The sequence below is a fragment of the Variovorax sp. CAN15 genome (assembly GCF_030462475.1).
Lineage (GTDB): Bacteria > Pseudomonadota > Gammaproteobacteria > Burkholderiales > Burkholderiaceae_C > Variovorax.
In genome coordinates, this window is sequence record NZ_JASMRZ010000004.1 from 56407 (window position 1) to 71608 (window position 15202).

10 protein-coding genes are annotated in these 15202 nt (G+C 65.5%); 4 read left to right on the forward strand and 6 right to left on the reverse strand.

The annotated features are described in order from the left end of the window. Window positions 1–18: 18 nt before the first annotated feature. Complete coding sequence (locus tag QMO14_RS05120) at window positions 19–1356, forward strand: NAD(P)/FAD-dependent oxidoreductase (protein ID WP_301505131.1); 1338 nt, start codon at window positions 19–21, stop codon at window positions 1354–1356. A 109-nt stretch (window positions 1357–1465) separates the two neighbouring features. Here QMO14_RS05120 and QMO14_RS05125 read toward each other — a convergent pair whose 3' ends face one another. From QMO14_RS05125 to gcl, 3 genes are read right to left on the reverse strand one after another with little or no spacing between them, the layout of a single operon-like run. Then, window positions 1466–2377 carry a 2-hydroxy-3-oxopropionate reductase gene (locus tag QMO14_RS05125; protein WP_301505133.1) on the reverse strand — a complete coding sequence of 304 codons (912 nt, stop codon included), beginning with the start codon at window positions 2375–2377 and terminating at the stop codon, window positions 1466–1468. Window positions 2378–2416: 39 nt separating this feature from the next. Then, entirely contained in the window at window positions 2417–3202 is a 786-nt protein-coding gene (hyi, locus tag QMO14_RS05130; protein WP_301505135.1) for a hydroxypyruvate isomerase, read from the reverse strand. 20 nt (window positions 3203–3222) lie between these two features. Next, the gene (gcl, locus tag QMO14_RS05135) at window positions 3223–5013 is read right to left on the reverse strand and encodes a glyoxylate carboligase (RefSeq protein ID WP_301505136.1); all 1791 of its coding nucleotides are present in this window, start codon (window positions 5011–5013) and stop codon (window positions 3223–3225) included. A 113-nt stretch (window positions 5014–5126) separates the two neighbouring features. Here gcl and QMO14_RS05140 point away from each other — a divergent pair, with 113 nt between their 5' ends. Next, entirely contained in the window at window positions 5127–6029 is a 903-nt protein-coding gene (locus QMO14_RS05140; protein ID WP_301505138.1) for a LysR family transcriptional regulator, read from the forward strand. A 19-nt stretch (window positions 6030–6048) separates the two neighbouring features. Here QMO14_RS05140 and QMO14_RS05145 read toward each other — a convergent pair whose 3' ends face one another. The 3 genes from QMO14_RS05145 to QMO14_RS05155 form a co-directional block, all read right to left on the reverse strand. Continuing rightward, window positions 6049–7548 carry a carotenoid oxygenase family protein gene (locus tag QMO14_RS05145; RefSeq protein WP_301505140.1) on the reverse strand — a complete coding sequence of 500 codons (1500 nt, stop codon included), beginning with the start codon at window positions 7546–7548 and terminating at the stop codon, window positions 6049–6051. A gap of 18 nt (window positions 7549–7566) precedes the next feature. After that, window positions 7567–8004: a DUF2141 domain-containing protein gene (locus QMO14_RS05150; RefSeq protein WP_301505142.1), complete on the reverse strand. Its 438-nt coding sequence runs from the start codon at window positions 8002–8004 to the stop codon at window positions 7567–7569. A 125-nt stretch (window positions 8005–8129) separates the two neighbouring features. Next, window positions 8130–9245, reverse strand: a complete 1116-nt coding sequence (locus QMO14_RS05155; RefSeq protein WP_301505144.1) for an AI-2E family transporter — start codon at window positions 9243–9245, stop codon at window positions 8130–8132. 486 nt (window positions 9246–9731) lie between these two features. Here QMO14_RS05155 and QMO14_RS05160 point away from each other — a divergent pair, with 486 nt between their 5' ends. Continuing rightward, window positions 9732–14552 (forward strand): RHS repeat-associated core domain-containing protein, encoded by a 4821-nt coding sequence (locus QMO14_RS05160; RefSeq protein WP_301505146.1) that lies wholly within the window; start codon window positions 9732–9734, stop codon window positions 14550–14552. After that, window positions 14549–15055: a hypothetical protein gene (locus QMO14_RS05165; protein WP_301505148.1), complete on the forward strand. Its 507-nt coding sequence runs from the start codon at window positions 14549–14551 to the stop codon at window positions 15053–15055. Before QMO14_RS05160 ends, QMO14_RS05165 begins: the two co-directional genes overlap by 4 nt. The last annotated feature ends 147 nt before the right edge of the window (window positions 15056–15202 follow it).

The following is a 15202-nucleotide window of genomic DNA, read 5'->3' on the forward strand; positions in this document are numbered from 1 at the left end:
CAAGAGGGGCAACAACGCATGGCATCCGGACCTTTCACCAGCAACGATCCCGACGTCGTCGTCGTCGGAGGCGGCCCTTCGGGCTCCACGGTGGCCGCGCTGCTCGCGGACAAGGGGCACGACGTGGTGCTCATCGAGAAGGCGCAGCACCCGCGCTTTCACATCGGCGAGTCGCTGCTGCCGATGAACATGCCGCTGTTCGACCGCCTGGGCGTGCGCACCGAGGTCGAGGCCATCGGCATCCGCAAGCACGGGGCCGAGTTCGTCTCGCCCTGGCACGACCACTCCAGCCATTTCCACTTCGCGGAGGCGATGGACAAGAGCTTTCCCTATGCGGTGCACGTGCGCCGCTCGGAGTTCGACGAACTGCTGTTCCGCCACGCCGGCAAGCGCGGCGCGCGCACTTTCGAGGGCCAGCGCGTCACCGGCGTGGACATGGAGGCCGGCAAGGGCACGCCCGACAACAGGCCGGCGGTGAAGGTCAAGGGCGACGATGGCACCGAGACCACCTGGCGCCCGCGCTTCGTGATCGATGCCAGCGGGCGAGACACCCTGCTGTCGAACCAGTTCGACGCCAAGCGCCGCAACCGCAAGCACGCCAGCGCGGCGCTGTTCGGCCACTTCGCCAACGCCGAGCGGCGGCCGGGCCGCTTCGAGGGCAACATCACGCTGTTCTGGTTCGACCATGGCTGGTTCTGGTACATCCCGCTGAAAGACGGCACCGTGAGCGTCGGCGCGGTGGCTTCGCCCGCGTACTTCAAGAACCGCAAGGGCACGCTCGAAGAGTTCCTGATGGAAACCATCGCGCTCGCGCCCAAGCTCGCCGACCGGCTGAAGAACGMCACGCTGATGGAAGGCGCCACCTCCACCGGCAACTACGCCTACGACTCGGCCTTCTGCCGCGGCGACCGCTTCATGATGGTGGGCGACGCCTACGCCTTCGTCGATCCGATGTTCTCCTCGGGCGTGTACCTGGCGATGAACAGCGGCTTCGAGGCCGCGACCTGCGCCGACCATTGGCTCAAGGGCGAGATGAAGGAGGCCGAAAAGGCCTTCCGCCACTACGAGAAGGTGATGAAGCACGGACCGAAGATGTTCTCGTGGTTCATCTACCGCATCACATCGCCGGCCATCCGGCGCCTGTTCATGAACCCGCGCAACATCTGGCGCATGCAGGAAGCGCTGCTGTCCATCCTGGCCGGCGACCTGTTCCGCAACACGCCCATCGGCCCGCGCTTCTGGGGCTTCAAGGTGACGTACTACGCCTCTTGCCTGGGCATCTTGCCGCAGGCCATCAAGACCTGGGCCTGGCGCCGGCGCAACCTCAAGGAGTCGCTGGAAGCCGCAAAAACCTGATTCTTTCCAGGAACACCGCGGACCCGGCTTTGCCGGGCCGCAGGTGTTGCCCCCGGCGAGGGGGTTGGCGAAGCGACACGAAGTGCGCGAAGCCTGGGGGAGTGCCTGTTCAGTCAGGAGTGACGGTGTGCTGGGCGAGCGCCTCGAGCGCGCGCACCAGCGCCGAGTGGTCGAGCTGGCCGTAGCCCAGTGCCGCGCAGGCGTTCATGAGCTGCGCCGCGCCGGCCGTCTGCGGCAGCGACACGCCCAGCGAACGGGCGCTCTGCATCGCGAGGTTCAGGTCCTTCTGGTGCAGTGCGATGCGAAAGCCCGGCGCGAAGGTGCGCTTGATCATGCGCTCGCCGTGCACTTCGAGGATGCGCGAGCTGGCGAAGCCGCCCATCAGCGCCTGGCGCACCTTGGCCGGGTCGGCGCCCGCCTTCGAGGCGAACACCAGCGCCTCGCCCACCGCCGCGATGTTCAGCGCCACGATGATCTGGTTGGCCACCTTGCAGACCTGGCCGTCGCCGGCGCCGCCCACGAGCGTGACGTTCTTGCCCATCCTGTCGAGCAGCGGCTTCACGCGGCCGAAGGTGCCTTCGTCGCCGCCGCACATGATCGTGAGGCTGGCGGCCTTGGCGCCCACTTCGCCGCCGGAGACCGGCGCGTCGATGTAGCCGGCGCCCAGCGCGGTGATGCGTCGCGCGAAGTCCTTGGTGGCGATCGGGTCGATGGAGCTGCAGTCCACCACGATCTTGCCGCTGGAGCCCTTCAGGCCGTCGGCCACGCCTTCGGTACCGGGCGCGCCGAACAGCACCTTCTCCACGTCGGGCGTGTCCGGCACCATGATGAAGACCACGTCGGCCTGGCGCGTCACTTCGGCCGCCGAGGCGCAGATGGTCGCCTTCGACACGAAGGGCTCGGGCGTGTTGCCGTGCGTGTTCACGAACAGCTGGTAGCCCGCCTCGAGCAGGTGGCCCGCCATGGGCGCGCCCATGATGCCGAGGCCGATGAATCCGATCTTCTGTTGCTGGGTCGTCATGTCTCTTTTTCCTTGTCCGATGTCATTCATTCATTCATTTCATTGCTGCTGCGTGAGCGCATGCCGCCATCCGAGGCCCTCGACCGTGGTGGCGCGCGGCTTGTATTCGCAGCCGATCCAGCCGTCGTAGCCCAGCGAGTCGATGTGCCTGAAGAGCCACGGGTAGTTGATCTCGCCCGTGCCCGGCTCGCCGCGCCCAGGGTTGTCGGCCAGCTGGATGTGGCCGATCCGTGCGAGGTGCTTCGAGAGCGTGTTCCCCAGCTCGCCTTCCATGCGCTGCGCGTGGTAGATGTCGTACTGCACACGCAGGTTGGACGAGCCGACTTCGTCGACAAGCGCCAGCGCCTGGTCGGTGCGCGTGAGGAAGAAGCCCGGAATGTCGAAGGTGTTGATGGGCTCGATCAGCAGGCGCAGGCCCGCCGCTTCGAGCTCGCGCGCGGCGAGGCGCAGGTTGGCTACCACCGTCTTGTGCGCCGCGTCCCTGTCGACGCCCGCGGGCACCTTGCCCACGAGGCAGTTGACCTGCGGGCAACCCAGCGCGGTCGCGTAGTCGATCGCCACGCCGATGCCTTCGGCGAACTCGCCGGTGCGGTCGGGATGGCAGGCGATGCCGCGCTCGCCCTTGTCCCAGTCGCCGGCCGGCAGGTTGTGCAGCACCTGCTCCAGGCCGTTGGCGCGCAGGGCGGCGGCGAGTTCCTTCTTCTCGAAGGGGTAGGGGAAGAGGTACTCCACCCCCTTGAAGCCGGCCTTGGCGGCGGCCTCGAAGCGCTGCATGAAGGGCAGCTCGGTGAAGAGCATCGTGAGGTTGGCTGCGAACTTGGGCATGTCTTTTCTCTTCCTTCTTTTCAATCGAGCAGCGCGGCAACCGCGGTCGGCGCGTCGGCCGGCGTCTCGGCCAGCGGCTCGAACTCGGTGATGTTGTCGATCTCGGTGCCCATCGCGATGTTGGTCACGCGCTCCAGCATCACCTCGATCACCACCGGCACGCTGAACTCGGCCATCAGCGCCTCCGCGCGGCGGATGGCCGGCGCGATCTCTTCCTGGCGGTTCACGCGGATCGCCTTGCAGCCCAGGCCCTCGACCACCTTCATGTGGTCCACGCCGTAGCTGCTCTCGATGCCCGCGTCGGGCGCCGCGTTGATGTTGTCGAACGCGAGCTGCACGCAGTAGTCCATCTCGAAGCCGCGCTGCGCCTGGCGGATCAGGCCGAGGTAGGAGTTGTTGACCACGATGTGGATGTACGGCAGCTTGAACTGCGCGCCCACGGCCAGCTCCTCGATCATGAACTGGAAGTCGTAGTCGCCCGACAGCGCGACGATCTTGCGCGCGGGGTCGGCGGCGCGCACGCCCAGCGCGGCGGGAATGGTCCAGCCCAGCGGGCCGGCCTGGCCGCAGTTGATCCAGTGGCGCGGGTTGTACACGTGCAGGAACTGCGCGGCCGCGATCTGCGAGAGCCCGATGGTGCTCACGTAGCAGGTGTCGTTGCCGAAGTTGTTGTTCATGCACTGGTACACGCGCTGCGGCTTCATCGGCACTTCGTCGAAGTTGGTCTTGCGCAGCATCGTCTTCTTGCGCTCGATGCACGCCCTGGCCCAGTCGCGGCGATCAGTCAGGCGGCCCGCAGCCTTCATTTCCTCGGCCACTTCGACGAAGAGTTCGAGCGCGGCCTTGGCGTCGGACACGATGCCGAAATCGGGCGTGAAGACGCGGCCGATCTGCGTGGGTTCGATGTCCACGTGCACGAAGGTCCGGCCCTTGGTGTAGACGTCGACCGAGCCCGTGTGGCGGTTGGCCCAGCGGTTGCCGATGCCCAGCACGAAGTCGCTGGCCAGCATCGTGGCGTTGCCGTAGCGGTGGCTGGTCTGCAGGCCGCACATGCCGGCCATCAGCGGATGGTCGTCGGGAATGGCGCCCCAGCCCATGAGCGTGGGAATCACCGGCACGCCGGTCGCTTCGGCAAAGCGCACCAGCAGGTCGGATGCATCGGCGTTGATGACGCCGCCGCCGGCCACGATCAGCGGGCGTTCGGCCGCGTTGAGCATGCCGATGGCCTTCTCGATCTGGGCACGCGTGGCGGCCGGCTTGTAGGGCTTGAGCGGCTCGTAGCTGTCGATGTCGAACTCGATCTGCGCCATCTGCACGTCGAAGGGCAGGTCGATCAGCACCGGGCCCGGGCGGCCCGAGCGCATCAGGTGGAAGGCCTGCTGGAACACCTGCGGCACCTGGCCCGGCTCGCGCACCGTGACCGACCACTTGGTGACGGGCTTGGAGATCGACTCGATGTCCACCGCCTGGAAGTCTTCCTTGTAGAGCCGCGCGCGCGGCGCCTGGCCGGTGATGCAGAGGATCGGAATCGAATCAGCCCAGGCCGAGTACAGGCCCGTGATCATGTCCGTGCCCGCCGGGCCCGAGGTGCCGATGCACACGCCGATGTTGCCGGCCACCGCGCGGGTGTAGCCCTCGGCCATGTGCGAGGCGCCTTCGACGTGGCGCGCCAGGATGTGCGCGATGCTGCCGCGCTGGCGCAGCGCCGAGTACATCGGGTTGATCGCCGCGCCCGGCACGCCGAAGGCCTGCGTCACGCCTTCCTTTTCCATCACCAGAACCGCGGCCTGGACCGCTGTCATCTTTGCCATTGTGAAGTCTCCTTTGGGATGGGCTCACTGTAGGAATCCGGGCGGATTCCAAGAAGACGGCTGCGGACCATAAAACCTATTCCAGGCTGGAATAAGTGACTACCATCCGGCCCATGGACAGATTGCTTGCAATGGAAATGTTCGTTCGAGTGGTCGAGACGGGCAGCTTCTCGAAGGCCGCGCGCGAGTTCAACACCACGCAGCCCACGGTGACCAAGCAGATCGCCGCCACCGAGGAGCGGCTGAAGGTGCGGCTGCTCAACCGCAACACGCGCGGCGTGAGCCTCACCGAACCGGGCGCGCTCTACTACGAGAAGTGCAAGACCATCGTGCGCGAGGCAGAGGAGGCCGACAGCATCGTGCAGCTGCGGCAGAACCAGGCGCAGGGGCTGTTGCGCGTGGGCACCTCGGTGGCCTTCGGGCGGCGCGTGGTGGTGCCGCTGGCGCTCGAATACATGAGCCGGCATCCGCAGGTGCAGCTCGACCTGAGCTTCGAGGACCGCTACGTGGACCTCATCGCGCAGGGCATCGACGTGGCCATCCGCATGGGCAAGCTGGCCGATTCGTCACTGGGCGCGCGCTACCTGGGCGTCAACCCGTGGGTGATGGTCGCTTCGCCCGCCTACCTGAAGAAGCACGGCACGCCGAAGCGCGCGCAGGACCTGAGCGCGCACGTGGCGCTGATCTACAGCAGCGTGGTGGGCGACGAGTTCTGGCGCATGCACACGCCCAAGGGCGAGCCGGTCACGGTGCCCGTGTCGGGCCGCTTCCGCTCGAACAACCTCTCGGCCGTGCTGGCGGCGGCGCGCGACGGCCTCGGCATTGCGCTCATGCCGCGCTACGTGGCCAGCGATTCGCTGGCAGCCGGCAAGGTGCGCGAGGTGCTGGGCGACCATGCGCTGCCCGAGCAGGAGATCCACGCCGTCTTCCCTTCGCCCAAGCTGGTGCCGGGCAAGGTGTCGGGCTTCGTCGCCTTCCTGCAGGGGCGTTTCGCCGAAGGCTGGTGGGAGGCCTGAGCGCCTCCTCGCCACGGCTTCAGGCCGGCACGAAGGCGCCGTGAAGGCCCAGCGGCAGGGCGTAGGGCAGCGTGGCCCGCGCCACCGGACCCGCCGCGAGATTGTCGGCCGCGAAGCATGAGAGCACCGTCTTCTGCCGCCCGAAGTCGAACGCCGTGCCCAGCACCCAGCCGGGCCTGGAGCCGTCGGGCACGAAGACATGTTCTTCCACCATGGTCTGCTGGCCGTAGACGAAGCGCTGGCTGCGGCCGGTCTCGACGTCGGTGCGCGCGATCGCGCCGAAGCCGGGCAGGTCGCGCCGGATCTGCGTGGCGTGCACCACCTGGCGATGCCGCAGGCCGACTCTGCGCGGATCGATGCGCGGGAATTCGGCCTCCTGTGCCAGCGCCGTCTGCGTGGCCCGGCCGGTGGCCAGGTTCAGCGTGGCGACAGTCAGGTGCGGCTCGGTGGTCTTCACGCGGCGGGCGCGCATCACTTCGCGGTTGCTGATGAACACTGAATCGGCGTTCTCCGAGCGGACGTAGTCGACGTGGATCCGCGTGCCGCGCGGCGTGTCTTCCTCCCAGGCATTGCCGACGTGGAACAGGAAGCCGGCCGGCAGCGCGAGCATCTGGCGGCGCTCCCAGTTCTGCTTGTCGACCACCAGCGCGCGCATGCCGAGCTCGGGCCGCCATACGTGAGCGTCGAGAAAACTCGTGCCGTCCGTCTTGCGCTTGCCGTCGTAGACCAGCGGCGGCAGCAGGAAAACCAGGTGCCGCGCGGTCACGGCGAAGTCGTGGACCATCGGCATGTCGGCCACCGGCACCACGGCCGCGCGCCGCAGCGTGCCTTCGGGTGCTATCTCGTACAGCGCCAGCAGGCCCTGGCCGGAACTGACGCCGAAGTTCCACACCGTGCCGTCCGGGTCGATCTTGGGGTGGGCCGAGAACGGCATGCCCGCGAGGTCGGTGCGCCAGGTCTTCACGCCCAGCGTGTCCAGCGTGTCCGCGTCGACGCGCGTGGCCGAGCCGCCTTCCCACAGGGCCAGCACCTCGCCACGCATCGGCAGCACGCTGGTGTTGGCGACGTTGATGCTGTCTGCCGAGGTCGGGGGCTCCACACCCGGCGGCATGGTGCCGAAGGCCTCGAACAGGCGGTGGCCGGCCTTCACTTCGGCTACTCGCTTGGGCGTGGCGACATAGCGGCCCTGGTGCCGCACGTCGGTGCCCTCGATCACGAAGCGGTGCACCATGCCGTCGCCGTCGAACCAGTGGTGGTAGCGTTGGCCGCCCATGTCGTGGCCGGCCGGGCCGATGCGAAACAGCGTGCCCGCCACCGCATCGGGAAAGCGCCCGCGCACCGTGGCGCGGGTCAGCGGGAAGTCGCCGGGCGGCGTGGCGAAGCCCGTCTTCCAGGGGGCGGTGGAAGCCTCGAATTGGGCCTGCCAGTCGTCCGCCGTGCCGGCTGCGCGCGCCAGCGGTGCCAGCAGGGGGAGGGCGCCGGCCGAAGCCAGCAGGCGAAGGAGTTCGCGTCGTTCCATGGCAGTCTTCCTTCGTCTTCAGTGCAGGTGGATGACGGTCTGCATATCGGCTTCGACGCTGATCGCCGCCGCATCGAAGCCGGGCGCGGCGCGGTTGCCCTTGGCGTCGTTCGAGAAGCCGTAGCGCTCGGTGGGCATGCCCATGAGGTTGGTGTCGAGCTTGCCGTTGCCGTTCTCGTCGGCGAACACGCGCAGCGCGTAGCGGCCGGGTGCCAGCCCCGTGAACACCAGGCGGGCCTTGCCCTCGCGCATCGGCGCGGTCTGCGAGGCCACCGGCTTGCCGTCGGCGTAGCTGGCGGCGTCGCCATACACGGCGACGTAGAGGGTGGCGTCGGCGGCCGGGCCGTCGGCGACGCTCAGGCTCAGGTCGGCGGCGAGGGCGCCCAGGGGGGCCAGGATCGCGGCCGCGCACAGGGCGCGCGCGGCGGGGCGGAAGCGGAGAAAGCTGGGGTGCATGACGGGCCTCGTTGTTGGTTGGAGGCCCGACGATCCCGCAGGCCGGGCGCGGCGCCCAGCCTCATGCGACGGAATGCGGAATTGCGCGCGCGAAATGCGCGCGTGGGGGGTGGACGGCGCCGGTTTCAGGCCTTGTCTTCAGGGGCGCCCTGCTTGCCCGGCTGTGCGCCATCGGGCAGCTCGTGCCCGGGGCCCACGTGGCCGGAATCGGCAAAGAGACTCCAGGCCGCCATGAACAGCGCCGCGATCACCGGCCCGATCACGAAGCCGTTGATGCCGAAGATCGCCATGCCGCCGATGGTCGACATCAGCACGATGTAGTCGGGCATCTGCGTGTCCTTGCCCACCAGCACGGGGCGCAGGATGTTGTCGACCAGGCCGATCACGAACACGCCCACGAAGATCAGCACGCCGCCCTGCCAGAAATGCCCCGTGGCCAGGAAGTAGATGGCCACAGGCCCCCAGATCAACGCCGCGCCCACGGCAGGCAGCAGCGACAGGAAGGCCATCAGCACCGCCCACAGCAGCGCGCCCTGCACGCCGAGGAACCAGAACGCCAGCCCGCCGATCGAGCCCTGCGCGACCGCCACGGCCACGTTGCCCTTGACGGTGGCGCGGATCACGGTGGTGAACTTGTTCAGCAGGTAGTGGGCGTGCGGCTTGGCCAGCGGCACTGCGTCGCGCATCGTCTTCGACAGCGTCGAGCCGTCGCGCACCAGGAAGTAAAGCAGGTACAGCATCACGAAGAAGCTGACGATGAAGTCGAAGGTGTTCTGCCCGATGGTCAGCGCCTGGCTCGCGATGACCTGGCTGGCCTGCCCGGCGGCCGCCGAGATGCGCGCCTGCCAGGCCGCCATGTCGCCGAGGTTGAAGCGCTCGACCAGGTTCAGCAGCCACTGCGGCGAGGCGTCGAGGATCTGCTGGAAGTAGGCCGCGAAGTTGATCTGCCCCGAACGGATGTTCTGCGTGACCAGTGCGACCTCCTGCACCAGCGACACCCCCACCATGGCCAGCGGCAGGATCACGATGAACAGGCAGATCGCCAGCGTCGACAGCGCAGCCGCGTTGGGCTTGCCGCGCATTCTCCTCAGCAGCTTCTTGTAGAGCGGCGTGAACAGGATCGCCAGCGCCACGCCCCAGAGCACCGCGCCGAAGAACGGCATCAGCACCCAGAGGAAGGCGACGGTCACGGCGGCGAGAAGGGCGAGGAACACGCCGCGCTGGAGTTGGGGTGAGTTCATAAGTGTCTCGGACTGTAGCCGAGCGCAGCGACGGTGGAAGCCGTCCGCCGGACGCGGCTCGTTCGATCGATCGATGACCGGCCGTCCTGGGTTGGGAATATCGAGATAAATCGCACCAAAGCTTGCTCGTTTATTTCGGATGACCGAATTCGCGTCGGCCTGCGTCCTAGGATTTGCTGCAAGAAATAAAAGAGGGAGGTGAGCGTGAGCTCAATTTGCAATTGTTATTCGTGCGTAGCGATCTGCTCGTGGATTTCCTCGTGGATCCGCCCTCGGGCATGCCCGCGGGCTTCTCACCGCATCTGCATTTGTTTGCCCCCTGATGGTCCGCCACGCCGGACTCGAATCCCGTCGGCAGAGGCGCCGTAATTCCGCAAGCCGGAAGCCCGGCATCGCAACCGGTTGCGCGCGCATGCGCGACCGGGCCTCTTTTCTTTTCCGATCGATTTTCAAGACGCGAACAAACGCAGTCAGGGAGACTGGACAATGCAATCAGGCACGCCCCAGCGGCCACCATCGGGCACACATCAAGCCAAGCCCGCACCGACACCGATCGCCGAGCGCGAGCCCCAGACGGCAGTCGCGCCGCTGAACACCATCGCTAAAGAAGACATCGCCGCCGCGAGCAAGGTGGTGGACGAATGGCTGCGGTCCTTCACCGGCGGCTACGTCACGCTCGACCGGCTGACCACGGTGCTGGGCAGCATCCCCATCGTGGGCAACATCATGGCGCTGGTGGACGTGTTTCTCGACATCGTCACCATCCTCGAGAAGAAGTCGAACGATGCCGTCACCAGGTTCCTGAACTGGGCCAGCCTCGGCATCAATCTCATCGGCCTGATTCCCGCGCCGCCCACCATGGCCGCAGCGCGCATGAGCCTGCGGCCCACGCTGCATCTGGTCAAGCAGGAGCTCATTCATGGAGCAAGGAATCTCGGCGGGACCATCGTCACCATGCTGGTGGGGCACCTGAATGCATCCATCGTCGGTGAACTGGAGACCTTCATCGAGGGCGCCATCGCAAGGCTCTCGGGCATTCTGGAAGATTGCGCGAGGCTCTCCGACAGCATCCTGGACAACCTGATCGGCATCCTGCAGCGCGTGCTCGGCGGGCAGGACCTCTTCACCGTCGCCAGGCCGGGTGCCGCGGAGGCCAACGACTACGACCCCAAGACCCAAAGCACATGGAGCGGCATGTGGCGCCGGGCGCTGAAGTACTCCGCGGGCACTGCCAAACGGGCCGCCAACTACGCTGCCAGAAAGGCCGCCGCCTACCTGCCCGAAAGCGTACGGGCCAGGGTCAGCGAGGTGATCGAGAGCCTGATCGCCTTGAAGTCGGACTTCCGCCACCAACTGAGCGACCTCGCCAATCAGGAACTGCAGGGCAGCATCATGTGGCTGCTGCGCCAACTGCTGTTGGCCATGGCACAGAAGAAGAGCCCGCGCGCGGCCATGGTGCAGCCCGGCGCGGGGGGCGAAGCAAGAAGAAGCAGGCCCGACACCCAGGTCGAGCACCTCCGCGTACAGGCGCCGGCCAAGGGGGATCCCGGTTGCAAGAACTGTCCGCTTTCCGGCGCACAGGTTCCCTCCTCAAGCAAGTTCGCCATCAGCCTGGCGACCGGCTGCGAAAGCTTCACCCACGTCGACTTCACGCTGGTTGCGCCGCTGCCCATCACCTGGGCGCGCACATATCGCAGCAATCTCGGCGCTTTCGACGAGGGCAGCCTCGGCGCGAGATGGCTCACGCCCTACAGCACGCGCGTGGACATCGCCGCGCCGGCCCAGGGTCCGCGCTCCGGCGAGCCCAGTCTGATCTATCACGGTGCGGACGGCCGCAGCCATGCCTACCCGCTGCTGGCCGTGGGCCAGAGCTACCGCGATGCCATCGAAGAAGCGACGCTCACACGGCTGAGCGAGACCCTTCTGGCCGTGGATTTCGGCAAGGCCATGGCGGTGGGCGAGGCCGGCGACTGGCGCGAGGTCTACGAGCTGGTGGACACCGCTGCCAGCAAGGTCTCGACGCAGGGCAGGCAGCACTTCCGGCTCGTCGCGCTGCATGCCGGCAAGGAAGCCAGCGTCGGCCTGCGCTACGACCATGTGATCGCAGCCACCGGCGAACAGGTCTTGAGCGACATCATCAGCAAGCAAGGCGACGTCACGATCGCCCATGTGGGCACCCGCCCCGATGCGCGAAGCGGACTGATCACCAGCCTGTGGGAGATCAAGGGCGGCCAGGTGGTGCGCCAGCTCGCCGCCTATGTCCACGATGCCGAGGGCGACCTCGTCTCGGCGCAGGACGAAAACGGCGAAGCCTGGAACTACAGCTACAGCCACCACCTCGTGACCCGGTACACCGACCGCACGAGCCGCGGCATCAACCTTGAATACGACGGCACCGGCGTCGATGCCAGGGCGGTTCGCGAGTGGAGCGATGACGGGAGCTTCGCCCTCAGGCTCGAGTGGGACAGGAACATCCGCCTGACCTATGTGACCGACGCGCTCGGTGGAGAGACCTGGTACTACTACGACATCCTCGGCTACACCTACCGGATCATCCATCCCGACAAGCGCCAGGAGTGGTTCTTTCGCGATGAGGCGAAGAACATCACCCGCCATGTCCACACCGACGGCAGCACCGACGACTTCAACTACGACGCCGACGGCAACCTGCGGACCCGCACGCGGGCCGATGGCACTCAGGTGCACTTTGCGCACGACAAGCGCGGACGCATGACGGGCCTGCGCGACGCCGAGGGCGGTGTCTGGAAGCGCGACTACGACGCCGACGGCAATCTCGTCGAAGAGATCGACCCCCTGGGGCACAAGACCGAATACGCCTACGACAAGGCCGGCCGGCCCGTGCGCATCACCGATGCGAAGGGTGGAATCAAGTTGCTGACTTACACGCGCGCTGGTCAACTTGCCAGCCACACCGATTGCTCGGGCAAGACCACGCGGTGGGAATACGACGAGCAGGGACGCCTGGTCAAGGCGACCGATGCCATGGGCCAGAGCACGCGGTATCGCTACACGACGGCGGACGAACCCGGGAAGGCCTCCGCCGCAGCGAACGCCAACCGACCGGGCCGGCTCGAGGAAATCACCCTGCCGGACAACACCAGCGAGCATTTCGTGCACGACGGCGAGGGACGCCTGCTTGCGCACACCGATGCGCTGGGGCGCAGGACGAGCTACGACTACACGCGCTGCGGCCTCGTGTCCCGGCGCACCGACGCGGCGGGCCACACGCTCAAATACCGCTGGGACTTGCTGGGACGCTTGAGCGAACTGCACAACGAGAACGGCAGCCGTTACGACTTCCGCTATGACCCGGTAGGCCGATTGCTGGAAGAAGTCGGCTTCGACCGGAAGGCCACTCGGTATTGCTATGAAGACTCCACCGGTGTGCTTTCGGAAGTGGTCGAGGGCGGTCACGTCATGCAGCTGCAGTTCGACCCCAACGGGCGCTTGATCGAGCGCACGGCCGGCGGCGTTGCCGAGAGCTTCGCCTACGACCGCAACGGCCGGCTGGTCGAAGCCGGCAACAGCGACGCCAAGCTGCAATGGTTCTACGACCCCGCGGGCAACCTCACGCGCGAGCATCAGCACTACCTGCAAGGCGCCCGCACGGCAGTCTGGCAGCACTGCTACGACGAACTCAACCAGCGCGTCGCGACCATCCGCCCAGACGGTCACGTCACTCGATGGCTCACCTATGGCTCTGGCCATGTGCACGGATTGCTCGTCGACGGGCAGGACATCCTGGGCTTCGAGCGCGACGACCTGCATCGCGAGATTGCGCGCGCGCAGGGCAACGGACTCACACAGGAGCAGCACTACGATCCGGCCGGCCGATTGCTGGAGCAGCAGATCTCCCAGACCAGGCGCGGCGCCCTCGGAGCCACCGGCATTCGCCGCAGCTACCAATACGACAAGGCTGGCCAGTTGATCGCCATCGGCGACAGCCGGCGCGGCAACCTGAGCTACCGCTACGACCCTGTAGGGAGGCTGCTCGAAGCCAACAGCCGACTGGGACGGGAGACGTTCGCGTTCGATCCAGCGGGCAACATCGCCAACCCCGGCGATGCCGGCCCGAACGCCAAAGCACCGACGGACGGCAGCAGCATGGTCGGCAAGCTGATGGACAACCTGCTGAAGGACTACGCCGGCACCCGCTACAAGTGGGATGAGCGCGGCAACCTGATCGAGCGCGTCCGCAACGGCGAAAAGACGGCGTTCACCTGGGACGGCTACAACCGCATGCGCAGCGCCGAGACCTTCGGCGAAACCACGACCTTCAGCTACGACCCGCTGGGCCGGCGCATCGCCAAGCGCACGCGGCATGCGTGCACCTTGTTCGGCTGGGACGGGGACGCGCTGGCGTTCGAGAGCACGCAAAGCATCGAGGGCCAGCAGGAACAGGCATGGCGCGGCGACAGCGTCCACTACATCCACGAACCCGGCTCGTTCGTGCCGCTGGTCCAGATCCGGCAGGCCCAGGCAGTCGTGTTGAGCCAGACGACAGATGTGAAGGCACTGATGGCCGACAACGGCGGTCGCTACGACATCGAACTTGATCCGCTATGGAACGGTGAACAAAGTCGAACGCCTGCGTCATTCGGCAAGGAAGAAATCGCCTTCTACCAGTGCGACCATCTGGGCACACCGCAGGAGCTGACGGATCATGAGGGGCGTGTGGCGTGGTCGGCGAGCTACAAGGCTTGGGGGGAGGCTAGGCAGGCGATCAGTGAGGCGGGGAGGAAAGCGGGGTTTCGGAATCCGATTCGTTTCCAGGGGCAGTATTGGGATGAAGAGACGGGGCTGCACTACAACCGGTATCGGTACTTTGATCCGCAAAGCGGCCGCTACATCAGCCATGACCCCATCCGTTTGGCTGGTGGGATCAATCTGCAAGAGTATGCATTTAATCCGCTGGAATGGATCGACCCACTGGGTTTGGCAAAAACCGGAAAGGCCGGGCGCTATCACGGACCAACGCCTACATATACGAATCCGGGACACCATGACACGACGTCGCCAGATTTTCGTGGAGGCAGAAAAACATCTCGACTTCCTTGCCACCATGAAGCTTTGGCGTCCCGTGCTGTGCCCGATGCTGAGGGACGGCACTGGTATGCAGTCGATAACGAAGGAGTTTTTCATCGATTTGGCAATGGCAACGATGGAACCATGCATTGGAATGGCGACTCGACTCAAAATGGTGGTTTTCCTGTGCCTCCTGGCGTAAAAAAGAGGTTGGACAGCATCTTCAAAGATGGAAAAGCGGTTGAATCAAATTGCCCATGATCATGAAAAGCGTTATTGATATCTGTACTCGAAAATCCAGTGACGGGCGGCGAATTTTCGTGGATCGAATGCTGATATCCATAGATGATGTGATTTTGGGAAGCGAAGATGCGACTTGCCTTTCAGATTTGTTGGTGGGTGAAATAGATCGTCTGATGTTAAATATCGAAAAACAAAAAGATAATATTAATTTTGCAAGAAGCATCTTTGATCAAAGAATGCCCCCCGAATATTTTTTTCAACTTCTGCACAATGCGTGCTGGGTGGAAGGTGATTGGCCAGGAAGTTTAGGCGCAAGTGCGGTCGAGCCTTCTGTATACATCGGCCTCCCAGGTGGCAATGAAATATTTGATGCGGATGAGGTCTATTTTGTTGTTGTCGATTCGATGGACGGTATTTTGCTATGCCGCAAAAGAGGCGGCGGAGAGCTGGTCATGTTGAAAGTTAATGTGCATGACTATGTCGATATTTGGAGGCGTGCGAAATCTGAAATCATTTCCTGAAATCTGGACAAAACACCGCGCAAACGATCGTATGTCGAAGCCGGAATTGCCGATAGCATGACTCCGCGGCCAGCAGTTGATGATGTTGGAAAGGGAGGGCGATTGCCTGGCCTTTGTGCCGCTACAACAATCGATGGGTGGGAGCTG

Coding starts and splice junctions, on each gene's coding strand:
- QMO14_RS05155 (WP_301505144.1), bottom strand. CDS start 9,245: ATGAACTCACCCCAACTCCAGCGCGGCGTGTTCCTCGCCCTTCTCGCC.
- QMO14_RS05165 (WP_301505148.1), top strand. CDS start 14,549: ATGATCATGAAAAGCGTTATTGATATCTGTACTCGAAAATCCAGTGAC.
- gcl (WP_301505136.1), bottom strand. CDS start 5,013: ATGGCAAAGATGACAGCGGTCCAGGCCGCGGTTCTGGTGATGGAAAAG.
- QMO14_RS05150 (WP_301505142.1), bottom strand. CDS start 8,004: ATGCACCCCAGCTTTCTCCGCTTCCGCCCCGCCGCGCGCGCCCTGTGC.
- QMO14_RS05140 (WP_301505138.1), top strand. CDS start 5,127: ATGGACAGATTGCTTGCAATGGAAATGTTCGTTCGAGTGGTCGAGACG.
- QMO14_RS05125 (WP_301505133.1), bottom strand. CDS start 2,377: ATGACGACCCAGCAACAGAAGATCGGATTCATCGGCCTCGGCATCATG.
- hyi (WP_301505135.1), bottom strand. CDS start 3,202: ATGCCCAAGTTCGCAGCCAACCTCACGATGCTCTTCACCGAGCTGCCC.
- QMO14_RS05145 (WP_301505140.1), bottom strand. CDS start 7,548: ATGGAACGACGCGAACTCCTTCGCCTGCTGGCTTCGGCCGGCGCCCTC.
- QMO14_RS05160 (WP_301505146.1), top strand. CDS start 9,732: ATGCAATCAGGCACGCCCCAGCGGCCACCATCGGGCACACATCAAGCC.